Origin of the sequence: Caulifigura coniformis, from assembly GCF_007745175.1 — a bacterium.
Classification (GTDB): Bacteria; Planctomycetota; Planctomycetia; order Planctomycetales; family Planctomycetaceae; genus Caulifigura; species Caulifigura coniformis.
Window position 1 is genome coordinate 5000579 of the sequence record NZ_CP036271.1, and the last position, 24073, is coordinate 5024651.

Consider the following 24073-nt stretch of genomic DNA (forward strand, 5'->3'; position numbering starts at 1 on the left):
CGTCCCGAGTTCCGCGGGGATTCGATGAGCATTGTCGCCGGCGTCGATTTCGGCACCCAGAGCGTCCGCGTGTCGATCGTCGACAGCGAACGTGGTCGCCTGGGCTCGGGCCTGTGTGCCTATCCGTTGCACCGCCGGCGGGAAGATCCCGACTACGCCGCCCAGAGCCACGCCGATCATCTGGCGTCGCTCGAGAAAGCCGCCCGACAGGCGCTGCAAACAGCCGGAATCGAAGGCCAGCGCGTCGAAGCCCTGGCCATCGACACCACCGGCTCCACGATCGTTCCAGTCGACGACCGCCTGCAGCCGCTCGACGACTACTACCTCTGGTGCGACCACCGCTCCTGGCGCGAAGCGGCCCAAATCACCGAGGCCGCCAGGCGTGTGAACCTGCCGGCCCTCGAATGGTGCGGCGGCAACTATTCCTCGGAGTTCGCTCTCTCGAAGCTCCTCCACTGGCTCCGCAACAACCCGCACCGCCGCTCGCAGATGGCGACCGCAGTCGAGCACTGCGATCTGATGACGGCAGTCCTCTGCGGAATCAACGAGCCCTCGCAACTGCCGCGCAGCGTCTGCGCAATGGGCCACAAATGGATGTGGAACGCCTCTCTCGGCGGGCTCCCTTCAGAAGAATTTCTCTCCAGCGTCGACCCGCTGTTCACCGGCCTCCGCGATCGCCTGGGCGGACGCTTCGACCGAAGCAACGCGATCGCCGGGCATCTCTCCCCCGAGTGGGCCAGTCGCCTCGGCATGCGGAACGGCATCCCGCTGCCCGTCGGCGCGCTCGATGCCCATTGGGACGCTGTCGGCGCCGGCATCGGTCTGGGCGACATCGTGAACGTCATCGGCACGTCGACCTGTGTCATGGCCATCACCGGAACCACGACCCTCATCCCCGGAGTGTTCGGGGTCGTCGAAGGCTCGATCCATCCCGGATACACTGGGATTGAAGCCGGACTCTCGGCCGCCGGCGACCTCTTCGATGCCATCGCCCGCCGCGCGGGCGTCCCGCTCGAACAGCTCTCGAAATCGATCGAAGGCTACCGGACCGGCCAGACCGGCCTCTTGCGGATGGCCTGGGACAACGGCGACCGCTGCGTCCTTTCAAACCCGCATCTCGGCGGCATGACGCTCGGCTGGAACCTCCAGCACACCGCGGCGGATGAACTCTTCGCCGCCATCGAAGGCACCGCGCTCCACACCCGCAACATCCTCGCTCGTCTCGCGGAGTACGGCGTCCCCATCCGGCGCGTGATCAATGCCGGCGGCATCCCGCGCCGCAGCTCAGTCTTGAATCAGGTCTACGCCAACATCCTCAACGTCCCGATCCTGGTTCCGAAGGACGATACGACGAGCCTCGGCTCGGCCATCTTCGCGTTCCTTGCGGCCGGTGCCTTCAAGACCGTCGAAGAAGCCCAGGAGGCGCTCTGCCCCGAATACATCACCGTCGAACCCGCGCCGCCCGGCGTTCGGATCGGCAACGAGCTCTACGAGCTGTTTCTCAAGCTCTACAACGCCTTCGGCCGTGAACAATCAGCGGCCGTTCAGGTCGGAGAAGTCCTTCCGGCGCTGAGACGCCTGTCGCACGAAGCCCTGCACCAGGAACGCGTGGACTGACCGGCCGCCCAGCGATTGTGGCGCGGTCGAAGAGAAAAGTGGTCTCGACGCGGAATTCCGGCTCAGGTCTTCTGCGGGACTGCGGGCGCCTTGAGCGGGCTCACGGGATGGTCGTAGGCGCCGAAATCGTTGAAGAAGAACCGCTTGGCGAAGCGGTAAACGAGGCTCTTCTCCGGGATTTCCTGGGTGGGCATGTCCTGCGAAGTCCGCGCGGTCATGGCGAGGAGTTCGGCCGCCGCGGTCTTCCGGGCGGTCTGGTCTCCCGCGTCGTGCAGCACGGCCAGTTCGTGGAGCAGGTCGGGCCGTTCGAGAACGATGCAGCCGCGGGTGCTGGAGGCGGCGAGCTGGCGGAAGTCGTGCAGGAATTTCGATTCGATCATAACGCGGTCGATTGGCCGCGTGTCGTGAATCGTTTCCTTCGCGAACTGCACGATCGGGCAGGGCTCGATGCCGCCCCAGGGATTGATGTGGTGGCTGATTCCGGTCGCCGCCGGGCAGAGCGCCTTTCCCTCGCCGTCGTAGTAGGCATCAATGATCGCGATCGGCTTCTTCGCCCGCATTTCGACGACGAAGCGACGAAGCTTCAACTGCTGTTCACGCGTCAGGCAGAGTTCGGGATTCGCATCGGGGCCCATCGGCCGGTAGACGTGGAACCAGGTGTAGAAGACCCCCATTTCAATCAGGCGGTCGAGCCACTTCTCCTGCACGAGGTCGTCGAAATTGGTCTGGCAGACGCTCGTGCAGACCCCCGTGAGCAAATGGTTCTTCAGGCAGTTCTCGACGCCGCGCATCGTGTCGGAGAGGACATGCTGACGGCCGCGACGCTCGTCGCTGACGATCTCCGTTCCTTCGACGCTGATGAGGGGAGTGATGTTGCCGAGACGCCGCATTTCCTTGGCGACTTCATCCGTGATGAAATGCCCGTTCGTGAAAATCTGGAAGTAGGCGTCGGGATGCCGGGAAAGTGCCTTCAGGAGGTCCTTATGCATGAACGGCTCGCCGCCGACGATGCCGAAGAAACTGTTGCCGGCCGCCTTCGCGTCGTTGATGAGCCGGGTGAGCGATTCGAGGTCGATCGTCTGCTGCTTGGCGGCCACATCGACCCAGCACCCCTGGCAGCGGAGGTTGCAGGAATTGATGACGGAGATGTAGAGGAACGGCGGGAAGTACTCTCCCCGTTTCAGCCGCCGCTTGAAACGCTGAACGGACAGCGCGCCCTTGAGGCCGAAGTTGTACGCCAGCTTCCAGACCAGACGCTTGTCTGCTTCGAGCAGGACCCGTTTGGCCATTCGCAGATACATCAGCAGCTCACTGCAATTCGTGAACGACAGTCGGTCGAGCCGGAGGCGTGAGCCCCCGGGAACTCGTTGGACTCTCTCTTACTTCGCCAACGACATCCGATGCGTCGGCATGGGACGCCCCGGCCGGAACGATTGTGTCGAACCGAACGTGGCTGTCGCGCCGAACGCGGCGCATGTCTTCGTCACAGCATCATAGACCAGTCGCGTCAGTTGCTCCGGATCGCACGCAACCCGCGCATTCACCACGAGGTCGACTTCCTTCACCTGACACTTGGATGGCAGCGACAGCTCCGGCGTCATCGTGCTGGCCACAAGATTCGCCACTCCGAAGAATCCCTCCCACAGGCCGATCGCCTTGAGGTGGGCCGGTTCCAGTCCCTCTGCGGCCAGGGTCTCCTTCAGACGTCCGATGAGGTCGAGAAGAAGTTCATCGAGCGCGAACGGCTTTGCCGAGTTCACCTGGACGGAACTGTTGAGCCAACCCAGTTCGGCTTCGCCATCGGCGTAGATGTCGTAATCGATATCGAGGATCCGGCGGCCAAAGTCGCCAGACTGGTTGAGGAATTCCTCGAGTGCTTCGAAACCCTCGCCCGTTCTTGCCGAAATGCGCAGGCGCGGAGTTTGCGGATACCGCGCTGCGAGAAGCGTCTCGAGTTCCTGCAGTTCCGCAGCAGTCAATTCGTCCACACGGTTGATCAGGATGACGTCGGCTTCTTCGAGCTGCTTTTCGAGAATATAAGCGGCCTTCGGCGAGAAGCCGCTGCCTGGCTCGTTCTTCAGGATCTTCCGCCCCTGGCTGGGCTTCAGGATGACCGCGTAAGGGGCGATCTCGAAACGGGCGTCGTAGAGCTGTTTCAGCGGCTGGATCACCGTGGCGACCAGATCCGTGCAGCTTCCGACAGGCTCGGCGAGGATGATGTCCGGGGCATTGTCACGGTCGAGCTTTTCGACGGTTCCGACGAGGTCATCGAACTTGCAGCAGAAGCAGGCTCCGGCGACTTCCCCGACATCGAACCCCTGGGAACGCAGGTTGTTCGTATCGACCAGGTCCTGGGCCTGATCGTTCGTCACGATGCCGACCTTGAGCCCCAGCTTCATGGCGTCGCGGGCGAGCCGCGAAATCGTTGTCGTTTTCCCGGCGCCCAGGAAGCCGCCCACGAGCACAAATTTCATCTGCTGAGGCATGCGTTGCTGCTGGTCTCGATCACGAATCACGAAAGGAGACGACCAGCGTACACCCGGCGAGCGCCGCCGGGCAATGAGCCCGGCCTGCCGCGCAGGGCAGGTCACTTTTTCAAGATGGGCCAATTCGTCGTTGGTGTGCGTCGTTGCCGCAAAATGACTTGCGGCGACAAGAGACGACCGACTTAGAAAAAGTGACTCGCCCCGCCCCAATCCCAATCCGCCAAAGCACTCCCGACTCCCGCGTACCGGACCCATCCGCGCAACCGCCCCCGTGATGATGGAGGACCTATGAACACAACCACCGTCAACCTGTCGTCACCCCCCCCCGGCCTCGCCAGCTCCATGTCTGCATCACGCACGCTCTCCCGATCCCTCCGCTGAACTTCCGCAGGGAAAGAGGGCGAGGAGTACAGTACCACCCACACAACGCGCCCTCCTCGCCCCCCTTGGCGTCAAACACCTCCGCAGTGTTCCCAATCCCTGCCCGAGCCTGCGAACTCCGCGCACGGCTGGTCACTTTTTCAAGATGGGCCAGTTCATCGTTGGGTTGCGCTGTTGCCGCCAAATGACTTGCGGTGACGAGAGACGACCTCTTGTGAAAAAGTGACTCGCCCTGGACCTGCCGCTAAGCTTTGGCACGCCTGTTTCACCGCCCGTTCTTCGAATTCATTGACGATCGCTATCCGTGTCCGCGCAGCCAGATGACGAACGACCGGCACTGCTTGGCGGGACTCCTGTCCGTCCGGAAGGAGCCCCCGTCTGGCCTCCACGGAATGCTGCGGTGGTGGATGCCGTCCGCCAGGCCGCGGACGAGGGCGCCTGGGGGCGGTACGTCGGCCGATATGGTGACGAGCTGCGGGCTTTGCTGCGGGAGAGACATGGAGTCGGGCACGCCTGGTTGTGCAGCAGCGGGACGGCGGCCGTGGAACTGGCCCTGCGCGGGCTGGGCGTCGTCGCCGGGGACGAGGTGATCCTCGCGGCCTACGATTTCAAAGCCAACTTCACCGATGTGCTGGCGATCGGCGCTCTGCCGGTGCTGGTCGACGTGCGGGCTGACGACTGGCAGCTCGACGTTGACAAGGTGCGCGACGCAATGACGTCGAAGACGAAGGCGATCCTGATCTCGCACCTGCATGGAGGGAGCGTCGATCTTGCGAGGCTCCGTGAGATTGTGGGCGACGGCGTTCCGATCGTCGAAGACGCCTGCCAATGCCCGGGCTCTGTCATTGATGGCCGACCGGCCGGCTCGGCCGGTGACGTGGGAGTCCTCAGTTTCGGGGGCAGCAAACTGACGGCGGCGGGGCGTGGCGGGGCGGTGCTGACGGATCGCGGGGACGTCATCGAACGCATCAAGCGTCATGTGATGCGGGGCAATGATCTGTCCCCCCTCTCTGAGCTCCAGGCGGCCGCTCTGGTTCCCCAGTGGCGATCACTCGATGAGCAAAACGAACAACGCCGCCGCAGCACGCGTTCTCTGCACGGATTGATGGCGGAGATCACCGGTCTGAGGATGCTGATCCCTCCCGACCATTCCCGGGCGGCGGGGTATTACAAGGTCGGATTCGAGTATGACCCGACGGTGATGGCCGGCCTGTCGCGAGAGACGTTTTGCCTGGCGATGCGGTCCGAAGGAATCGCATTCTGGCCCGGGTTCCGCAGCCTGCATCGAATCCATGCCGCCCGGCGCTTCCGCGCGGCTGGGCCTCTCCCGGTGGCCGATCGTGCAGACGGACGAATCGTGCTGCTGCATCACCCGGTGCTTCTGGGCACGGACGCCGACATCGAGCAGATCGTCGTCGCCCTGCGAAAAATCCAGCATGCAGCCAGCGATCTTTCTCGCCGGTCGTTCGAGATTCCACCCGCGCCCTGGGACCGAGATGAGTAACCCGCTTCTGCCCGATGCGGCCGCCGTTGAACAGTGCCAGACGATCCTCGCGCATGCGTGGATGGTGCGGACGTTCGTGAAGCACAGTCAGGAGGTCGAGGACTTTCCCGAGCTGATGGGGATTGTCCGGAACGTGTTCGACCTTTGCCGCGCAGTGGAGTCGCGCGTCGGCGACCCTCCGGCCTACATCCACCAGCTCCGGAAGAAGCTGTCGAAGCTCAAGAAGGCGTCGATCCAGTTTGCCAACGACGCTCCATTGGCCTCCGACCACACGAATTTCCGGCAGGCTGTCATTTCCATCGACGCCTGTGTGCGGGACCTGGAGGCGATTGTCGCCCGTTTTCCGCAGGCACGGCCGCCGGGACCAGCGTTTTCGCCGGCAATCGACTCCAGTAAGCTCGACACGGACGACGATCCCGACACCGGGGATTGACGTTCGCACGAACTGCCAGCCCCTCGTCGTTCCCGCGATTTCAGGTCATTCCCGCCGCTTATGTCGGACTCCAGCGTCGTTTTCATGATGGGCAAGTTCGAAGCGGTCCTCCCGTCGGACCGCTCCTACGCCGACAACCATCATTGGCTGAAGCAGGAAGGTCCGGTCTACCGGGTCGGTTTCACTTCGTACGCTGTGCGATTGCTGCAGGACGTCTATTTTCTTGACTGGTCGATCGATCCGGACACGGCCGTCCGCAAGAAGCAGGAAGTGGGGGAGATCGAGACGTCCAAGGCGGTGGCGAGCCTGTACGCGCCGCTGGACGGCCGCATCGTGGCGTTCAACCCGGCCCTGATGAACGATCCGTCCCTGATCAATACCGACAACTACGACGGCGGATGGCTCTATGAAATCGAGACCGCCGCGCCGATGATGACCGTCGACGATTATGTGGCCCACCTGAACGCCACCTGGGACGCGACGCAGAGGACGCTGAAGGGGCAGTACAACGAGGCCGAATGATCGGCCCCGAAGGCTGTGCGAATTGAGGACGAGGATTCATGGCTGACCGCAAACTGTCCGTGGTGATCGCCCAGGCGCCGGGGAAAAACCCGAACAAGCGCCAGCTGGAAGAAGACATCGCGGCCCAGCTGCTGATTGAGAACACCGCGAACGTCTCACTGGTTCCGCACCTGAACGACCTCTCGGCCGACGACAGCGGCGCGCTGTGGCTGAAATCGGTCCCGGGTGATGTTGTCGTGCTGGCGTGGCTGTATCCGCGGGCGGCGCACTGGATCCTCGACCGGATGGGAGTCAAAGGACGCGAGGGAACGGTCCTGCTGCGCTCGGGCGATGACGACGAAGACGAACCGGAACCGGAGGCGCCCTCGCCAAACGCCATCGGTGCGCTCCAGGTTCCGAACCGGTCAATCTACGTGCTCGACCTGCGGATCGATGCCAAACCAGAAGTCTTCCTGAGCGAGATCCGTCGGATCGCGCGCGAATCGACGGTCGAGACGGTATCGCTCGACTTTTTCGGACTGTCAGCCAGCCCGGCCGTCCACCATGCGGCGCCGGTTTCGACCGAGCCGACCCGTTCGGACTTTACCGGCAACGCGAAACGCCGGTGGTATCCGGTGATCGACTACAGCCGATGCACCAACTGCATGGAATGCATCGACTTCTGCCTGTTCGGCGTCTACGGGCTCGACGACCAGGAACGCATTCTCGTCGAGCAGCAGGACAACTGTAAAAAGGGATGCCCGGCCTGCAGCCGGGTCTGCCCGGCGAACGCGATCATCTTCCCCGAGCACAAGACTCCGGGTATTGCGGGCGCTCCTGTTTCGGGCGCGTCGGATTTCAAGATCGATCTCTCCAAGCTGTTCGGGGCGCCATCCGCCCTCGAACTGGCGGTCTTGGAGCGCGATACCGAACTCGTCGCCGACGGACGGACAGCCGTGGGGATGTCAGTCGGGATTCCCAAGCGGCAGTCAAACCTGCCGGAGAAGCCCCGCGATGCGCTGGACGACCTGATCGACGGCCTGGACTCGTTCTGAATTTCGTTCCGTTCCGATGGATCGACGAACGCAATCAGCGGGCAGCCGAGGCGGAATGACTTCCGGCCCTCAACCGCCCGCTGTTCGGGTCAACCATGCTGTTACGGCTTCTTGTTGGCGGCGATGTCCCATTCGACTTCGACCGGCTCGGTGGCCGCCCCGGTATCGTCCTGGCCGGTGAAAGTGACTTTCACCTTCTCGAAGGAAAACGAGACGTTTTCCGACGCGAACTGGTCGCCGCCGCCGGACTGCTGCCAGCTGCTGACGAACACGTGCGTCATCTCGTACTTGAGGTATTCCACCGGTCCGCCGTCGCCGCCTGCCTTCAGGAAGTAGACGGTGGCATCGTCGTAGTGCGTGCCATCGCAGGTCTTGAGGAAGAGTTCGGGGGAGGCCGCGTCGGCCCGCTTGGTGGCGACGAGGTCGTTCACGTTGACTTTGGCCGTGCCGGCGCCCCCGCCGTAGGCACGCGACGAGGGGTTGCTCGAACCGAACGAGGCGCTGAGGAGATCGATCTCTCCTTCGTGTCCGTCGATCTTGGAATCACCCGTGACACCAGCAATCTTCAGCAGAATGTTAGCAGCCATGATTGGCGCCCTTTCAAAAGGTTTCCCGGCCGTCCCGTGCGGGTCACACACCGACCATCGCTGCGACCACAGCTATTCTCCGCCATTGCCCGCGGGAGTTGCTGAAATTCCGGTCGAGACGCGCTGACCGGTCGCCCCGGCGCCGCGACGCGTTCGGTGACCGCACGGATCAGGAACGCTGCAGGTCGCCGGTTCCCTGGGTGGTGTAGCCAGGTAGCTGTCCCAGCAGCTTGCGGTAAGCGGCCGAGCGAACCACGCTGACGAACGCCTTGACCCGGCGGTCGTCCGCGAGTGCTTCAGGGATGCAGACGTCGTAGGCCTCTTCCTGGACGGGCAGGAAATCGAGTCCTGCCTCGACACTCGCGAGCTGGACACAGATTCCAGCGTCCGCCCAGCCTGAACGCACGGCCTCGGTCACACCGCGGTGGTCGCGCGCGATGTGACGAGGCGCAGGCCGATCCGCCAGGAGGCGGTCGAGACACTGACGAGCGCCGGAGCCCGGGTCGCGTCCGATCCATGTGAGTCGGCTCTGCATGGCCGAACGCACCGAGCGCAGCCTGGCCGTCGGAGTGACGGCAACGCCTTCCTGCCAGCGGGTGATTCGCAACAGCCGAAAATCACGGCCGAGCGCGTCTGCAACGACCTGGCCATTGCGGCCGGGATCATCGTTCGTGGAGAGATGGATTCCTGCCAGATGTGCGAAACCGTTTCGCACCATCTCCACCGCCTGCCGACTGGAGCGCGGAAGCACCAGCAGCCGGAATTCCGTTGCCGCCGCGTACTGGCTGGCGAGAAGGCCGGCCGCGGGATCGCAACAGGCAAGGACGAGCGTATTCTCCGGCCGACATTGAGACGGGTCAGGGAGCGGCGTCCACATGGGCATCACACCCGCCGGATACAGCACCGTGCGTCCGCCGATTTCCGCTTTCCATCGTCGGTCCGGAGTGCTGCCGGGTTCCCACGCCCAGACCTCCCCTCCGCCCTGGGGGGGCGCGTTGCCAAAGAGGACTTCCACGGTCGTCCCCAGTGCCGCGGCGACGGCGAGCGCGGCGGAGACCGAGGGGACCAGGCGATCGCCTTCGATGGCTGTGACGGCTGTGCGCGAAATCCCGGCGCGATCGGCAAGCTCTGCCTGCGTCAGGCCAGCCTGAACCCGAAGTTCACGGACGCGATTGCCGGAATTCGCGGATGTCATGATACTGTCGTGCTATGTCAGAATAGTATCTTTGCGTAGTCGAGTCTAGCAGGTGCAGCATGAGAATTCGGCGAGCGGGCTTCACCCTCATTGAACTGCTGGTGGTGATCGCCATCATTGCCATCCTGATCGCACTTCTCCTGCCGGCGGTCCAGCAGGCTCGAGAAGCCGCGAGGCGGACTCAATGCCGCAGCCAGCTCAAACAGCTCTCGCTGGCGATCTACAACTATGAAAGCACGCACAGTTGCTTCCCGCCGGGCCAGATCCGGATGGGGTTCGCCTCCCAGCCGCGGGTGAGAGGGTGGTCGATGTTCGTCCAGCTCCTGCCGTATTTCGAGCAGGGGGCGCTCTACAACAAGTGGGATTTCGCGGATCCCCTCGTCAATGAAACGAACGGCAGCACGGCGGCGGTCCTGCCGGTGCTGATCTGCCCCTCGGAGAGCCAGCTCCAGAATCCGTTTACGAAGCCGAGCGGCGCGCGGTACGCGCTTACCAGCTATGGCGGAAACGGCGGGACGCAGTCGCATCCGCCAGCGGCCACGAAGGGGGACGGCATTTTTGCGGGAACAGGGCCGGCGATCACGACGCCGCCCACAGTTCAACATGCGCTGGTCAGGATTCGGGACGTCACAGATGGAACTTCCAATACGCTGCTGGTCGGGGAACGGAGCCACTTCGACCCGAACTACGACACGTTCTTCGCCGGCGGGTATGCGACGAACCCCATGACGGGCTGGGGCTACTGGGCTCCCGCGGGGGGGCAGTTCGGACTGACGGACGTCACGATGAGCAGCTTCGGGCCAATCAATTCCCGAATTCCTTTCAACTTCACGAATCGCCCAGGCAGCATTTCCAGCGCGGCGACCTTCGACGCGTCAGTCGAATCGACGAGAAGACTCAATGCCTTTGGCAGTCTGCATACCGGCGGGGCCAATCTCGGCCTGGCGGATGGCAGCGTTCGGACCCTTTCGGAGAACATCGATGCGAACGTCCTCAAAAGCCTGAGTACGCGCGGTGGAGGAGAGGTGGTCGGCGAGTTCTAATGCCGCCGGTTTCGACAGTATCCCGTGAGTGTGAGTCTCTGATGGTCTCGATGTCTCTCATTCGTGATGCCCTGTGCCGAGTGTCGACGAGCCTCTGCTTCGTGGTCATGGCCGCGACCTGGACGCCTGTCGTTGCCGCGCCTCCCCTGACGCCCGTCGAAGCACGGGTGAAAGACGGACTGTCGGTCTTCGTCGAGATGAAGGTGAAGACGGCCAAGGATCGGCTCGAGAAGCGGGGCGAAATCTATCTCGATGCCGAAGAAGACTTCCGCGACGAGAAGAACTTCGCCGTCGTGATCGATCGGGCCGGCGCGGCGAAACTCAATGACGCGGGGATCGTCGATCCGGCGAAACACTTCGATCAGAAGACCATCCGGGTGACTGGCGTTGTGACGTCCGTCGATGGCATTCCGCGAATCGATGTTCGCGAGGCGGCGCAGATCGTCATCGTCGACCTGACATCCGATCCGCCGGCGTCCGACGCAGTGCTGGCACGCATCGAGCAGCTCAAAGGGAAGGTGACCTTCGGCGACGACAACAAGACAATCACCCGCCTGAACCTGTCCGGAACTCCTGCCGGCGACGCGGACCTCGAGTGGATCGGCCGGTTGCGGGAGTTGATCGAACTGAGCCTCGCCGGGACGAAGATCACTGATCGGGGACTGCCAAACCTGACCGGACTTCGCAAACTGGAAGCGATTCATCTCGCCGACAATGGGATCACCAGCGAGGGGGTTGAGTCGCTGAAGGGGATGGTGCAGCTCCAGTTGCTGGGCCTCAAAGGGACGAAGGTCACTGATGACGGACTCGCACACCTGAGCGGGATGCAGAACCTTCAGTGGCTGGGCCTGCGAAACACGCGGATCACGGACGCGGGACTGGTCCATTTGAAGCAGCTTCCCCGGCTGCCGGGGGTCTCTCTGAGTTTCTGCCTGGTGAGCGATGCGGGCCTGGCCCACCTGGCGCAGCATCGGCGCATGCAGCGGCTGGTGCTCGATCACACCGGCGTGACCGATGCCGGAATGGCTCATCTCAAGGGAATGGCCGATCTGCACACGCTCGATCTGGGCCACACGCAAGTCGGTGATGCGGGGCTGGAACAGATCTGTGGTCTTCCGAAGCTGCAGATGCTTGAACTGGCGGGGACGAAGGTGACCGACGCCGGACTTGTCCAGCTGGCGAAACTGAGTCGGCTGCAGTCGGAGGGTGACGCGGCGACGGAAGAGATCGTATCGGGTGCAACGCCGCCGGCGGGACTGCCGCCGCTTCCGGGTTTCTCGCTGGGCGGCACGAAGGTGAGTGACGCGGGGCTGATTCACCTGCAATCGCTGGCAGGGTTGCGGCGCCTGGAACTGCAGAATACGGGAGTGACGGACGCAGGACTCGCGCTGATGGCCAGGTGGAAGTCGCTGCGCGCGATCGACGTGCGGGGCGCCGGCGTGTCCTCGCAGGGAATCGCAACGCTGCGAAGCTCGCTGCCACAGGCCCGGATCACCGGTCCGTAACCGGGGCCGGCTCACCGCGCCGGCGGATTCGCCTCGCCCTGACGCATCAACGCCGTTAGCCCCAATCCGTAGAACGTGTATTCGACGTCGGCGGCGTTATCCCAGATAGCCGCGCGATACCCGCCGTATTTCAGTTCCAGTTCCGCCAGGAACTTCCGGATCTGCCGTGGCCCGAGTATGTCCGTGAGCCCGAGGTCGAGGCACGTCAGGTAGCCGGTGAATGTGGACAGGCTGTCCGAGAACGGGATCCGCTCGTTCGCCTGAAACCCGCCGTCGTCGCCACGAACCCCGCGCAGGAACTCGCTCACTCCGGCGCGGACGTCGTCCGTGACGGCGTCGAGCAGAGTCAAAACGGCCACCGCTGCGGCCGTTGGATTCGTCCCGCTGTTCTTCATGGGAGCGATCTCGACGAAGCCTCCGTCGTCGCGCCGACGATCGAGCAGGAACGCCACGATGCGGTCGGGCTCCGGCAGGGGCTGACCGATCAGTTCCAGGCAGAGCACGACCAGGAACGTGTGATAAGTGCTCCCGATGGCTCCCTCGCGGGTTTTCGCATAGCCGCCGTCTCGGGTCCGGAATTCTTCGAGCGTGGCCGCGAGTTTCTGCGGCCAGTCAGCCGGGGCATCGGCCAGGACGTCCGGACCTCCCTGAAGCTGCACCATCACGGCGCAGTAGAGCCAGCTGACGACGTCGATCACACTGGCGCTCGAGCGACCGATCGCCTGGAGATACCGCGCCACTCGCTCGGCGTCGTCCTGCGAGAACGTCCCGAGCAGTCCCATGGCCCGCACGGCGAACGACGTGTAGTACAGGTCCGAATCGCGGGCGGGCGGTTGATCCGGATCGTCATCCTCGTCAGGCACGATGCGTCCTGTGAACCCGCCGTCGTCGTTCTGCTGCGACAGGAGGTACTGCCGATGCGCCTCGCGCCGCGCCGGTTCGAGACCGCGCAGCCCGTTACCCAGCCGTGAGCCGAGGCGCAACAGATAGGGCTCGGACCGCAGAGGGGCGTCGCTCATGGACGATCAGGCCGAGGCGTGACGCGTCACGATCGACAGCGGCACCACTGAAATCTGGGGCGGCTCGCTCGATTCCTGTGACAGGATCGTGTCGGTCAGGAAGTACAGCAGCTGTCGAAGCGCATCGGGCTCCGTTTCGTCCGCCAGTGCTTCGGCCTTGGCCCTGCATTTCTCCACAAGTGCCCGCGCCTGGTCGAAGATGCCAAGCTCCTGGTACAGCCTTCGCAACCGCTCGATCCGTGCCAGTGGGGGAGTTGCGTCGCTCAGGATCGCATCGAGCTCGAGCTTCTTTTCCGGCGAAGCTGCAGCCGCAGCCAGCGCGAGCAGCAGCGTCGGCTTCGCGGTTTCCGCATCGCGGGCCGTGTAGTTCTTGTTGGACGCGTGTTCCTGCCAGTCCTGGAGGTCGTTCAGGATCTGGAAACCGACCCCCACATGCCGGCAGAACTGCGTCAGCATCGACTCATAGGCATCCACCGGACCGGCCAGCCGCAGTCCTGCATAGAGCGCCGCTTCGAAGGCGGGCGAAGTCTTCAGTGCGTAGACCTTCATCGCTTCGAGCGGGGTCAGCATCTCTTTGGTGCTGGTCCACTGCAACTCGGCTCCCTGGCCTTCGCAGAGCTTGAGGTGCGCCTGGGCCAGCCGGTCGAGGATGTCCGCCAGGGCGTCGTTCGGGAGCAGTCCGCGGTTCACGCTGATCAGCCGGTATCCCAGCCCGATCAGGAAGTCTCCGACGTTGATCGCGGCCCCGAGGCTATGCTCATTGTGGATCGTCCGGCGGCCATAGCGGAAATCGTCGCCGTCTTCGATGTCGTCGTGGACGAGCGATGCCTTGTGGAACGCCTCGATGGCCATGGCCACCCGCAGCACTTCCGGCCCGTATTCGGGAAGGTCCTCTTCCGTGCGAGCGTTCACGGCCTTGCCGCCCGTCAGCGCGTCGTAGGCCGCGAGTGTCACGAAGGGCCGCAGACGTTTTCCGCCGTTCTGCAGCCAGTCGTGGGCGAGGTCCGCCGTGAACGCCAGCGGGCTGCTCGCGGCTCCTGCCCGGGGTGTCTCAGACGCTCCAGGCACGAGCGAGTGGAACTGCTTCTCGAAGACGGTCTGCACCCGCCGCATCAGCGGGATGTAGCTCGCCGTCTGTGGTTCATCGAGTGGCTCGTATTTATCGAGGCATTCCCACACCCACGCTTCGTCGAGAGTCGTGTTCTTGCAATCCCCCGAATGCAACGGGATTGCGTACGACGGCACGCCGGCGATGAGGATCTTGTCGATCGCCTTTTCCAGCACGTTCAGGCACGCCACCCCCAGAATGCCGTCGATGTGCCCCGAGACGATGATCTTGAGAACGACCGGCGACCCCTCGGCCACGAGCACCTTGTAACCGAGTTGCTCCGCCCGCACCTTGTAGTCCGCGATCGAGCAGGCCCCGCACTTCTCGCAATCCAGCCCGAACTCATCGTAGTCTGCCGGGCAGCCGTCCGCGTGCTTCAGGCAGTGCGGAAGCAACAGCATCCGCCGGTTAAACGGCAACGCCAGGAACTGCTTCTTCCAGAAGAAGTTCCCGATCATCACCATCGTGAAACCGAGGTACTTCTCCGGCTGGCCGAGTTCCTCCAGCAGTTTGCGGGCGTGCTGTTCGAGCTGCGCCTTCGTGAAGGCCCGGCTCTTGTCGAGCTTCGCTGCGTAGCCCTCGGCTTCGCGCTTGATGTGCTCCCGCTGTTCGAGAGTCTCGGGAACGATTTTCAGGTGGCTTGTGCTGCGGCCCGATTTCTCGCGCCCGGAGGCGGACTTGCCGTTTCGTTCCTGCAGCAATTCAGCATCGGTCGACTGGGCGGGGATTTCATCAACAGACGCCGACAAGCTCATTTCAATACATCCTGGATGTCAGTGGGGCGAACCGCCGGTGACGGAGGGCTTCGTATTGTCCGGCGTACGCCGCAGCTTCCGCGCTCTGTTCATGGCGGAAGTCGTGAAAATCATCGGATAAAGTCGCTCGAAATACCACAGCTTCGCGAAATAGAACCCGATCGGAGACACGTTTCGCCAGCGACCGTCACGAACAGCCTGCCCCAGATACCTCAGTCCCCGATCGGCGGCGACCCGACCGTCGTCCCCCATCTCGAGCAGCGCCTCCGTCGCCAGCGCGGTCTCCTCGATGCTCGAGGGACACCCCTCCGCCCCCCCCCAGCCTCCATCGGCATTCTGGATTCCGGCCAGCCACCTGGCCCCCTTTTCAGAATCGATCTCGGTAGGAAATCCAAGTTCGGCCGCCATCACGAGGACTTTTGACGTTCCGTAAACCGGATTCTCATCATCCCGCGCGTGCTGGTTCCCGAACCACAGCGGCCTCCAGGCTCCTTCGCCTCCCTGGTTCTTCTTCAAGAATCGCAGTCCGCGTTCCCTCGCTGTTGCCGCCCGTCGCTCGTCGACGACGGAGGAATCGAACACCTGCGCAGCGTGGAGCGCCCGGAGGGCGTGGGCCGTCAGGTCGTTGGAACTGCGATCGAAGGGCAGGGCTCCCCAGCCGCGGCAGAACGTCGGCCACCCGCCGTCGCGGTTCTGGAGATCGAGAAGCCACGTCGCCGCCGCCTCCAGCGATTCCCGGGCCGCGCTCTCGAGCGCGGCATCCCTGCCGCCGAGCCGTCCCGCGAGTTTGATCACGGCCAGCATCGCGCCCGGGGTGTCGTCCGCATCGGGAACACCGCCACTCAGATTGGTCCACGCCCAGCCTCCCGGGGCGGCTTGAGTGTACGGGTGGATTGACCGGTACTGCTGCCCGAGAAGCCATCGCAGAAGAAGCTCTGCGTGCTCCGGCGTGATGGAGTTCTCCTCCAGTGCATTGACCGAAAGTGTCGTCACCCAGGTCGCGAGGTTCGTGTCGATCGGCCAGCTCCCATCCGGCCGGACCGAGTCGATCAGGAACTGGAGTCCTTTTTCCGCGACCTCATGCTGCGCCAGTCCCATTCCGGCCAGGCTCATCGTGACGAAACTCGTCAACGGAGCGGCCTCGAGGAACCCGCCGCTTGTTGGCTGGATCGCTGTCAGCAGATCCAGCGTCTTAGGGCGGGCGAGATTCCGGACCTTTCTCAGCACCGGGTTCCACGAAGGCCGTCTGGTGTGAACCAATTGCCCGATCGCGATGAGCGCCGGCAGGGCGTAGCTGACGACCGGGAGTCGGATCCACTGGAAGAAGCGGTGTGGCAGGCAACCCAGTTCGAACGGCAGGCTCATCACCTCTGTCCACGGAACGACTCCTCCCAGGGCGCAGTGCGTCAGGATCGGAACCGAGAACGTCTTGTCTTTGCCGTAACGCTTCCGCAGCGCCGGGACACCACCGGCCGCATCGATCCACGCCCGCGACCGGTGCAGCAGATTCGCATATCGCTCCGTGTCGACCGCCCGGAACGACGCGTCGCACAACATCGTCGTCGCGATGTTGCTCATGCTCAGGACGGTGTCGCCCCAGCCACCGTCACGATTCTGATGCCTGGCCAGCCAATGCAGACCGTTCTCGATGAGCAGCCGCAGCGTCGGCCTCAGTTCCGGACGCGCCCGCTGCATCCATTCGAGCGCCATCACCGCGGTCGCCGTCGACAATGCGGAGGTGGAGAGCTCCCCGATCCAATGGCCGTCGGGACCGCATTCCGCCAGCAGCGCGGCCGTCGTGGCTCGCTGCGCATCCGCGAGGCTGTCGTTCGAGGCGGGTTCCTGGATCGCTTGCTCTCTCATGTCCCGGTCACAATTTTCCCGGTCACAGTCGTGAAACGAGCAGGTAGAACATCGCGCCCAGCGCCGCCGCACACGGAACCGTGCTCACCCATGCCAGCATGATCTCGACGACGGTTTTCCATTTTGCCTGTCGCGTCGTCACTCCGATACCCAGCAGCGCGCCTACGCTGACGTGGGTGGTGCTCACCGGAAACTGGTGCAGGCTCGCGGTCGTGACGAGTGTTGCCGTTGCAATGCTCGCAGCCAGGCCTTGCCCGGGATTCATGGCGGTCACTTTCTTTCCCAGCGTCTCGGCAACCCGGTCGGCGTCCAGCAGTCCGCCGAGGGCGATCAACACCGCGATCACTGCAAACCCCCAGGTGACCGGAAGGTTAGGCACCGCGGCGAGAAGGGCCACCATTTTCGGAGTGTCATTGAGACCACGAGCAAAACTCGCCGCCCCGGAACTGATGAAGTGCAGTGTGTCGAGCGTCCGCGTCCTGTGGTCCGGCGCCAGTCGCAAGGGGCGCATCACAAGATACATCACTCCCCCCATCACTGCGGCGATGACCGGGCTGAAGAACAGGGGGGCGAGAAACAGTTTGCCCAGCACTTCAAAATGGACGTCCGAGCCGCTTCCGACCAGCCCCGCGCCGCACAGCGCCCCGACGAGCGCGTGCGTGGTCGACACTGGAAAACCGAACCGCGTCGCGAGAAAACTTGTCGCCGCCGCCCCGAGCGCCACCGCGACCAGGAAGTGCGGCGTCTGGATCAGCGACTCGGGAACGAGCCCTCGCCCGCCGAAGCGGTTGATCAATCCGTGCGACAGGAATGCCGCCGCGAGCGAACCGGCAAATGTCGTCGCCGTCCCCCAGTAGAGGGCCGTGCGTAACGTGGTCGTCCCGCTGCCATACTGGGACGCGACGCCCTTGAAGTTGGCGTTGGCGCCGTTCGTGAAGGCGACGAAACAGGCCGCCAGGAAGAGCAGGGCGATCAGCACGATGCGCCTGTCACTTGCCCACGTTTTCCCGGGTTTCCGCCGGATACTTCTTGAGCGACGCGTATTCCTTCCACGATCCTTCATACAGACGGACGTTCGGGTACTTCGCCACGTGCTTGAGGTAGAACCTCAGCAGGCTTCCCTCCCGGGACGTGCCGCAGTACACGAGGATCTCCTTGTCCGGCGTCAGTCCTGCCGCTTCCAGTTCAGGCTTGGTTTCCGTCGGCGACTTGAACTGGTGGGTGTTGTCGTCCTCCATCAGCCGGGCCCAGTGAAAGCTGACCGCTCCGGGGATGTGACCTTTGCGGAGCCAGATGTCGTCGTCGCCGAGATACTCATTCTTCGGTCGGGCATCGACGAGCACGACGCCCGCCTGGCCTTTCCTCGCGAGCAGGTCATCGACCGTCAGCGCGATGCCGGGATTCATCGTTGCCGGCAGGCGCCCTTTCGGATTTCCGAAATACTCCTGGGTCACCGGCAGTTCCGCTTTTTTCCAGGCTGGCAGTCCGCCATCGACGATGCGGATCTCCTTGACGCCAAATTTTTCGAGCACATACGCCACCATGCTCGCGCTCAGGATTTCGTCGTTCGGCAGCGCCTCTCCCGTGGCGTAAATCAGGTGGACCCGGTCCCTGTCGACACCCGCCCGGACCAGCAGGGTCCGCGTGATTTCATCGGGCAGGTATTGCACCGGCACGCCCAGATCGGTCCCGCGGAGCGTATCGAAATTAAGGTGGTGCGCCGTCGGCAGGTGGCCGCGGAAGTAGTCCTTGTAGCCCCCTCGCGTGTCGAGCACGATCGGACGCTTCAACGGATCCGGCGACTCAATCATCGTCCGGGCCTCGGCAGGGGAGATAATTCCGATGTCGGCCCACGCCGCCGACCCCGAGAGAACGCAAACAACCGCTGCAAACAGACTCTTCATGGATTCAGATCGCAGTGAAGTCCGTGGAGCGCCGGGCGAAACGGATCAGGCCGGCTGGATTACGGTTCGAGAAACACGAGTTGGCAGCAGCCCAGGTCGAGGCCGCCCCCCCGCCGCGCCAGTTCGATGTGCGCCGCCAGCCGATACTCGATGTTCTTGCCGGCTCGTTTCGTCTCGACGATACCGTTGCTGCGGAGCGTCTTCAGATGGTGGGAGAGCAGCGTCTTTTCGACGTTCAGCTCTCCATTGATCTGCGACACGTTTTTCGGGCCGTCCAGAAGCTGCTGCACGACTCGAAGCCGGATGTCGTTGGCCAGCACCTTCAGGATGTCGGCACAGCAGACGTCTTGGGCCTTGGACGGCATGGACCTTCAGAAATGCAGGTGATGGTGCAGGAACTTTTCAACTGACGGGGCCAGTCTAAACGCATCGTCTCCGTCCCACAATCGCCCGCGTGTGCTGAGCGACCTGGTCGCGATTTGCAGCCTTCCGCCCGTTGCTCTACATTCGCCGATTCGAAATCTCGAACCGTTTGAAGAAGGTCTGTTTCCGATGCCTCTTGTCAATCTGCGCACCGTTCTCGATCACGCCGCCGCCAACAGCTATGGCGTGGCCGCGTTCAACGTCAACAACATGGAGCAGATCCAGGCGATCATGGAAGCTGCCAACGAGACCGAATCGCCGGTCATCGTTCAGGCTTCCCGGGGCGCCCGCTCTTACTCGCAGGACAACTACCTCCGCCACCTGATGCTGGCGGCCGTCGAGCTGTATCCGCACATCCCGGTCGTCATGCACCAGGACCACGGCAACAGCCCGAAGACGTGCATCTCCGCCATGGACAACGGATTCACCTCCGTGATGATGGACGGCTCGCTGCTGGAAGACGCCAAGACCCCGGCCGACTACGACTACAACGTGAAGGTGACGAAGGAAGTCGTCGCTCTTGCTCATGCCAAGGGCGTTTCGGTCGAAGGTGAAATTGGCACGCTCGGCTCGCTCGAGCATAAGGAGCCCTCCGCCGCTCCCAAGGCCGCTGAGCCGCACGATGCGGACCTTGAGCAGGAGCCGGAGCCTGAAGGGGCGATGTCGCACCTGACCGATCCGGAAGAGGCTGAGCGGTTCGTCGCCGACACGAAGGTCGACGCTCTGGCCGTCGCCATCGGCACCAGCCACGGCGCCTACAAGTTCACCCGCAAGCCGGACGGCGACATCCTGGCGATGAACGTGATCGAAGAGATCCACCGCCGCCTGCCGAACACGCACCTCGTGATGCACGGCAGCTCGTCGGTTCCGCAGGAACTGCAGGACGAGATCCGCAAGTACGGCGGCAAGATGAACCAGACCTGGGGCGTTCCGGTCGAAGAGATTCAGCGGGGTATCAAGCACGGCGTGCGGAAGATCAACGTCGACACCGACAACCGCATGGCCATGACGGGCGCGATCCGCAAGGTGTTCTCGCTGACCCCGGAGAAGTTCGATCCGCGTGACTACCTCAAGCCGGCCCGCGAAGCGATGAAGAAGGTCTGCATCGATCGCATGGTCGCGTTCGGCCAGGCCGGCCACGCCCGCAAGATCAAGGTCTGATTCGCAGGAGTCCAGGCGGCAGCCTGTTCCGCATTGCTTGCACCCCGGCTGCTCCAGCAGCCGGGGTGCTTTGCGTTTGAGTCCGATGCAACTGCCGGCAGATCGCAAATGCGCAGCTGTTACGACGCTCCCTTTCCGCATTCCTGTCCAAATATGCGACAGCCCCGGACCGGAACTGGCGCCCACCAACGTGAATTTCGCGCCGCTTGCTTATGATGCGACCGCGCCGTCAAAAGCTGTTTCTTCAGGGGAATCTCGAATGAGGCCGGTCGCTGTCGTTGTTGCATGTGTTGCGCTCACGCTGTCCCTGTTCGCTCTCGCCGCGCCCCCGTCGCCGCCGAAGGCCGAAACCGGGAAGCCTGCCGCAACTCCCGCTGCCGTCCCTCCCGCGATCGTTGCCGACAAAACCCGCATCGATCCGGTCACCGTCGATCCCGCTGCCAATCCCGAGAAGATCGATCGAATCCCCGGCCTTACGCCGGATCAGGCGAAGAAGACTCTCGCCATCCAGAAAGGCTTCGACATGCAGCTCGCCGCCAGCGAGCCCAACGTCGCTGATCCGGTCGACGCCGCCTTCGATGAAGCTGGCCGCATGTATGTCGCTGAGTTCAAGAGCTATCCCTACTCCGAGGAAATCCGCATCCCGCAGCAGCCGACGGCCATCGGCAAGCACAACGCCTGCCTCGTCCGCCGTCTGGAAGACAAGGACGGAGACGGAGTGTTCGAAACGAGCACCGTCTTTGCAGACGGCCTGAGCTGGGTCATGTCGGTCGCCTGCTACGACGGCGGCGTGTTCGTCCTGGCTCCCCCGCACCTCTACTACATCAAGGACACCAACGGCGACGGCGTCGCCGATGAGAAGAAGATCGTCCTGACTGGTTTCAGCCGCTACAACGTCCAGGCCGCCGCCAACAACCTCAAGTGGACGCTCGACAATCGCATCTGCGGGGCCGGTGGTCCCAACGGCGGCGACCTCGTCTGGAACGGCGTCCCCATCGGCCCGCTGCGCGGACAGGATTTCATCTTCGATCCGAAGGCCATCCTCGGCACGCCTCCGGCCGAAGCGAAATCGGCCACGCCGGAAAAGCCCTACAGGCCCGAGTGGTTCGAACGCATCGCCGGGGCCGTCCAGTTCGGCAACAGTTTTGACGACTTCGGCAATCGCTTCGTCTCCAGCAACAGCGATCACATCCGCCAGGAGGTGTTCCCGCTCTCCGCCGCCAACCGCACGGCAGGATTCACCCCGTCGCAGATGATCCGCAGCATTGCCACGGAGGGCCCGGCCGCCCCGGTCTTCCGCACCAGTCCTCCCGAGCCCTGGCGCATCGTTCGCACAAAACGCCGCATCGCCGATCCCAAGACGCTTGCAAGGCTGTCGGAATCCGAGCGCAGCGTCACGGGTGGATTCTTCACATCGGCAACCGGCGTCACGATCTACCGCGGCGATGCCTATCCCCCGGAATTCTCAGGCAACGTCTTCGTCGGCGATGTCGGCGGAAACCTCATCCACCGCAAGACGCTCGCTCCCAACGGAGCGGCCCTGGTTGCCACGCGTGCCGACCAGAACATTGAATTCGTCACCTCCACCGACACCTGGTTCCGTCCCGTGAACTTCGTGAACGGTCCGGACGGCTGCCTCTATGTGCTCGACATGTACCGCGAAACGATCGAGCACCCGTACTCCATTCCCGAAGACATCAAGGCCCATCTCGATCTCGAAAGCGGCAGCGAATGGGGCCGCGTCTGGCGCCTTGCCCCTCCCGGTTTCAAGGAACCGAAGATCGCGAACCTCGGAAAACTTTCCTCCGCCGAACTCGTTCCATTCCTCGCCCACAAGAACGCCTGGCACCGCCAGACCGCCAGCCGCCTGCTCACGGAACGGCAGGACAAATCGGTGGTCGCCGCCATTCGCACACTCCTGAATGAAACGAAGAGCGACGTCGGCCTGGTGCACGCGCTCGCGACTCTGAACTCACTCGCCTCACTGAAGCCCGCCGACGTCAGCCACGTTCTCGACGTCGCTTTCGCCAGCAACCAGCCTCAGGTCGCCGCTTTCGCTGTCCAGGTGGGCGGCATCGTCGCCTCCCATCCCGAGATCGCCGAGAAGTACCTCGCGCTGTCGGTCGACGCCGATCACCTGTCGTCCTTCGCTCCGTTCCGGTTCCGTCTCTCGATCGCCATTGCCGAATGGCCGACCGACAGGTTCATCCCGGCCTTCCTCACCTTGTCCCAGGGGATCGACGGCAAGAAGGAACTGTCCGACGCCCTGATGTCGTCGGTCGTCGATCGCGCCGGAGCGACGGCGTCCGCTGTTCTGGCCGAACTCTCCCGCAAGCCGGAACAGCCGAAGACGTCCGGACTGGCGGCCCTTTCAGATCAGCTCATCTCGCTCGCCGCCACCCGTGGCAGCGACGACCTCACGAAGCTCCTGAATTCCCTGGTAGAGAACAAGCTTCCGGCCGATCGCATGTCCAAGGCCATTCGCGCCAGCCTTGTGGGGCTTCGCCAGCGTGGACTGTCGCTGGTCGACCTTCTGGCCCGCGAGGATCTCGGCCCCGAGGCGAAAGCCGTCATCACCGGCGAACTCGAGAACGCCGCCCGGATCGCCGCCGAGAGCGACGCGAAGCCCGCCGCCCGATCCCAGGCCTTCCAGCTTCTCGCGATGGGCGACCCGAATTCGCTGCTGGGCGTCGCCGAAGAAGCTCTCACTCCGCAGACTCCCTCCAGCCTGCAGACGGTCATCGCGAAGGCCGTCGCCGACAGCGCCGGAGACAAGTCGGCCGAGTGGATGGTCTCCCACTGGTCCTCCGCGGCGCCGGCGCTCCGGGTGGAGTTCCTCGAAGGTCTGATGCGATCTCCTTCCCGCACGAAGATTCTCCTGGCGGCCGTCGAGTCGGGCGCCGTGAAAGCCGTCGAGCTCCCCGCCGACCGTCGTGAGCAACTGCGGATCCATCCCGATGCGTCGATCCGTGAGCTGGCGTCGAAACTCTTTGAAGCGGCCTCGGCCGACCGTCTCAAGATTGTCGCCGAGTACGAGCCGGCCCTCGAAAAGGGAGACGCCGAACGCGGCCTCGCGATCTTCAAGAAGACCTGTGCCCAGTGTCACAAGGTCGGAAACGACGGCTTCCTCGTCGGACCGCAACTGGTCTCGGTGAAGAACAAGTCTCCCCGCGACCTCCTGCTGGCGGTTCTCGATCCCAATCGCGAAGCACTCCCGCAGTTCATGAACTACACCGTCGCCACTGACGACGGCCGGATCTTTACGGGCATCCTCGTCTCGGAAACCGACTCGTCCGTCACGCTCCGCCGTGCCGAAGGCAAGGAGGATGTCATCCCACGCGAGCAGATCGAGATCCTGAAATCGACTGGCCAGTCCCTGATGCCCGTCGGCCTTGAAAAGGATCTCTCGGCCCAGGACGTCGCCGACGTCATCGCCTGGATCAAGGCGCTCGAGGGCTGAGCGCGAAATCCCAACCTGCTCCTGATCCCGCACCCCGGCCGCTGCAAGGCAGCCGGGGTGTTTTGCGTTTGGC

The 24073-nt window shown here is 63.6% G+C and carries 19 protein-coding genes; 9 read left to right on the forward strand and 10 right to left on the reverse strand.

Features of this window, described 5'->3' with window-relative positions; all coding sequences use genetic code 11:
- Positions 1 to 24: 24 nt before the first annotated feature.
- Entirely contained in the window at positions 25 to 1617 is a 1593-nt protein-coding gene (locus Pan44_RS20060; RefSeq protein ID WP_145032907.1) for a ribulokinase, read from the forward strand.
- Between the two features lie 62 nt (positions 1618 to 1679).
- Here Pan44_RS20060 and Pan44_RS20065 read toward each other — a convergent pair whose 3' ends face one another.
- The gene (locus tag Pan44_RS20065) at positions 1680 to 2918 is read right to left on the reverse strand and encodes a radical SAM/SPASM domain-containing protein (protein WP_145032910.1); all 1239 of its coding nucleotides are present in this window, start codon (positions 2916 to 2918) and stop codon (positions 1680 to 1682) included.
- A gap of 78 nt (positions 2919 to 2996) precedes the next feature.
- Positions 2997 to 4133 carry a GTP-binding protein gene (locus Pan44_RS20070; protein ID WP_231754115.1) on the reverse strand — a complete coding sequence of 379 codons (1137 nt, stop codon included), beginning with the start codon at positions 4131 to 4133 and terminating at the stop codon, positions 2997 to 2999.
- 655 nt (positions 4134 to 4788) lie between these two features.
- Here Pan44_RS20070 and Pan44_RS20075 point away from each other — a divergent pair.
- From Pan44_RS20075 to Pan44_RS20090, 4 genes are read left to right on the forward strand one after another with little or no spacing between them, the layout of a single operon-like run.
- A complete protein-coding gene (locus Pan44_RS20075; RefSeq protein WP_145032913.1) occupies positions 4789 to 5988 on the forward strand; it encodes an aminotransferase class I/II-fold pyridoxal phosphate-dependent enzyme in 1200 nt (399 codons plus the stop codon).
- The gene (locus Pan44_RS20080) at positions 5981 to 6421 is read left to right on the forward strand and encodes an amidohydrolase (RefSeq protein WP_197453507.1); all 441 of its coding nucleotides are present in this window, start codon (positions 5981 to 5983) and stop codon (positions 6419 to 6421) included. The genes Pan44_RS20075 and Pan44_RS20080 overlap by 8 nt, the downstream gene beginning before the upstream one ends.
- A 60-nt stretch (positions 6422 to 6481) precedes the next feature.
- Complete coding sequence (locus Pan44_RS20085; protein ID WP_145032916.1) at positions 6482 to 6943, forward strand: glycine cleavage system protein H; 462 nt, start codon at positions 6482 to 6484, stop codon at positions 6941 to 6943.
- Positions 6944 to 6981: 38 nt separating this feature from the next.
- Entirely contained in the window at positions 6982 to 7977 is a 996-nt protein-coding gene (locus Pan44_RS20090; RefSeq protein WP_145032918.1) for a 4Fe-4S dicluster domain-containing protein, read from the forward strand.
- 101 nt (positions 7978 to 8078) lie between these two features.
- Here Pan44_RS20090 and Pan44_RS20095 read toward each other — a convergent pair whose 3' ends face one another.
- Positions 8079 to 8564 (reverse strand): Hcp family type VI secretion system effector, encoded by a 486-nt coding sequence (locus Pan44_RS20095; RefSeq protein WP_145032922.1) that lies wholly within the window; start codon positions 8562 to 8564, stop codon positions 8079 to 8081.
- Positions 8565 to 8733: 169 nt separating this feature from the next.
- Positions 8734 to 9759: a substrate-binding domain-containing protein gene (locus Pan44_RS20100; RefSeq protein WP_145032925.1), complete on the reverse strand. Its 1026-nt coding sequence runs from the start codon at positions 9757 to 9759 to the stop codon at positions 8734 to 8736.
- Between the two features lie 59 nt (positions 9760 to 9818).
- On the opposite strand from Pan44_RS20100, the gene Pan44_RS20105 reads away from it, so the two are divergent.
- Positions 9819 to 10802 (forward strand): DUF1559 domain-containing protein, encoded by a 984-nt coding sequence (locus tag Pan44_RS20105; protein WP_145032927.1) that lies wholly within the window; start codon positions 9819 to 9821, stop codon positions 10800 to 10802.
- A 50-nt stretch (positions 10803 to 10852) separates the two neighbouring features.
- On the forward strand, positions 10853 to 12307 hold the full coding sequence (locus Pan44_RS20110; protein WP_197453508.1) for a leucine-rich repeat domain-containing protein: 1455 nt from the start codon (positions 10853 to 10855) through the stop codon (positions 12305 to 12307).
- An 11-nt stretch (positions 12308 to 12318) separates the two neighbouring features.
- Here Pan44_RS20110 and Pan44_RS20115 read toward each other — a convergent pair whose 3' ends face one another.
- The 6 genes from Pan44_RS20115 to Pan44_RS20140 are packed head-to-tail and all read right to left on the reverse strand — an operon-like array spanning position 12319 to position 19321.
- Positions 12319 to 13326, reverse strand: a complete 1008-nt coding sequence (locus Pan44_RS20115; RefSeq protein ID WP_145032933.1) for a prenyltransferase/squalene oxidase repeat-containing protein — start codon at positions 13324 to 13326, stop codon at positions 12319 to 12321.
- A gap of 6 nt (positions 13327 to 13332) precedes the next feature.
- Positions 13333 to 15189 carry a polyprenyl synthetase family protein gene (locus Pan44_RS20120; protein WP_145032937.1) on the reverse strand — a complete coding sequence of 619 codons (1857 nt, stop codon included), beginning with the start codon at positions 15187 to 15189 and terminating at the stop codon, positions 13333 to 13335.
- Between the two features lie 18 nt (positions 15190 to 15207).
- The gene (locus Pan44_RS20125; RefSeq protein WP_145032940.1) at positions 15208 to 17052 is read right to left on the reverse strand and encodes a prenyltransferase/squalene oxidase repeat-containing protein; all 1845 of its coding nucleotides are present in this window, start codon (positions 17050 to 17052) and stop codon (positions 15208 to 15210) included.
- 22 nt (positions 17053 to 17074) lie between these two features.
- Positions 17075 to 18031, reverse strand: a complete 957-nt coding sequence (locus Pan44_RS20130; protein ID WP_145032942.1) for an inorganic phosphate transporter — start codon at positions 18029 to 18031, stop codon at positions 17075 to 17077.
- Between the two features lie 10 nt (positions 18032 to 18041).
- The gene (locus tag Pan44_RS20135) at positions 18042 to 18956 is read right to left on the reverse strand and encodes a sulfurtransferase (protein ID WP_145032945.1); all 915 of its coding nucleotides are present in this window, start codon (positions 18954 to 18956) and stop codon (positions 18042 to 18044) included.
- A 59-nt stretch (positions 18957 to 19015) separates the two neighbouring features.
- Positions 19016 to 19321, reverse strand: a complete 306-nt coding sequence (locus Pan44_RS20140) for an ArsR/SmtB family transcription factor (RefSeq protein ID WP_145032948.1) — start codon at positions 19319 to 19321, stop codon at positions 19016 to 19018.
- Positions 19322 to 19508: 187 nt separating this feature from the next.
- Between Pan44_RS20140 and fba the strand changes: the two genes are divergently transcribed.
- Both fba and Pan44_RS20150 read left to right on the forward strand, forming a co-directional pair.
- A complete protein-coding gene (fba, locus tag Pan44_RS20145; protein ID WP_145032952.1) occupies positions 19509 to 20540 on the forward strand; it encodes a class II fructose-bisphosphate aldolase in 1032 nt (343 codons plus the stop codon).
- 259 nt (positions 20541 to 20799) lie between these two features.
- The gene (locus Pan44_RS20150; protein WP_197453509.1) at positions 20800 to 24000 is read left to right on the forward strand and encodes a PVC-type heme-binding CxxCH protein; all 3201 of its coding nucleotides are present in this window, start codon (positions 20800 to 20802) and stop codon (positions 23998 to 24000) included.
- Positions 24001 to 24073: the final 73 nt, after the last annotated feature.

Excerpts from the sequence above, each read along its gene's own strand:
- Pan44_RS20060 (WP_145032907.1), top strand. The coding sequence starts at position 25 with ATGAGCATTGTCGCCGGCGTCGATTTCGGCACCCAGAGCGTCCGCGTG.
- Pan44_RS20065 (WP_145032910.1), bottom strand. The coding sequence starts at position 2,918 with ATGTATCTGCGAATGGCCAAACGGGTCCTGCTCGAAGCAGACAAGCGT.
- Pan44_RS20080 (WP_197453507.1), top strand. The coding sequence starts at position 5,981 with ATGAGTAACCCGCTTCTGCCCGATGCGGCCGCCGTTGAACAGTGCCAG.
- Pan44_RS20085 (WP_145032916.1), top strand. The coding sequence starts at position 6,482 with ATGTCGGACTCCAGCGTCGTTTTCATGATGGGCAAGTTCGAAGCGGTC.
- Pan44_RS20090 (WP_145032918.1), top strand. The coding sequence starts at position 6,982 with ATGGCTGACCGCAAACTGTCCGTGGTGATCGCCCAGGCGCCGGGGAAA.
- Pan44_RS20095 (WP_145032922.1), bottom strand. The coding sequence starts at position 8,564 with ATGGCTGCTAACATTCTGCTGAAGATTGCTGGTGTCACGGGTGATTCC.
- Pan44_RS20100 (WP_145032925.1), bottom strand. The coding sequence starts at position 9,759 with ATGACATCCGCGAATTCCGGCAATCGCGTCCGTGAACTTCGGGTTCAG.
- Pan44_RS20105 (WP_145032927.1), top strand. The coding sequence starts at position 9,819 with ATGAGAATTCGGCGAGCGGGCTTCACCCTCATTGAACTGCTGGTGGTG.
- Pan44_RS20110 (WP_197453508.1), top strand. The coding sequence starts at position 10,853 with ATGTCTCTCATTCGTGATGCCCTGTGCCGAGTGTCGACGAGCCTCTGC.
- Pan44_RS20115 (WP_145032933.1), bottom strand. The coding sequence starts at position 13,326 with ATGAGCGACGCCCCTCTGCGGTCCGAGCCCTATCTGTTGCGCCTCGGC.
- Pan44_RS20120 (WP_145032937.1), bottom strand. The coding sequence starts at position 15,189 with ATGAGCTTGTCGGCGTCTGTTGATGAAATCCCCGCCCAGTCGACCGAT.
- Pan44_RS20125 (WP_145032940.1), bottom strand. The coding sequence starts at position 17,052 with ATGAGAGAGCAAGCGATCCAGGAACCCGCCTCGAACGACAGCCTCGCG.
- Pan44_RS20135 (WP_145032945.1), bottom strand. The coding sequence starts at position 18,956 with ATGAAGAGTCTGTTTGCAGCGGTTGTTTGCGTTCTCTCGGGGTCGGCG.
- Pan44_RS20140 (WP_145032948.1), bottom strand. The coding sequence starts at position 19,321 with ATGCCGTCCAAGGCCCAAGACGTCTGCTGTGCCGACATCCTGAAGGTG.
- fba (WP_145032952.1), top strand. The coding sequence starts at position 19,509 with ATGCCTCTTGTCAATCTGCGCACCGTTCTCGATCACGCCGCCGCCAAC.
- Pan44_RS20150 (WP_197453509.1), top strand. The coding sequence starts at position 20,800 with ATGAGGCCGGTCGCTGTCGTTGTTGCATGTGTTGCGCTCACGCTGTCC.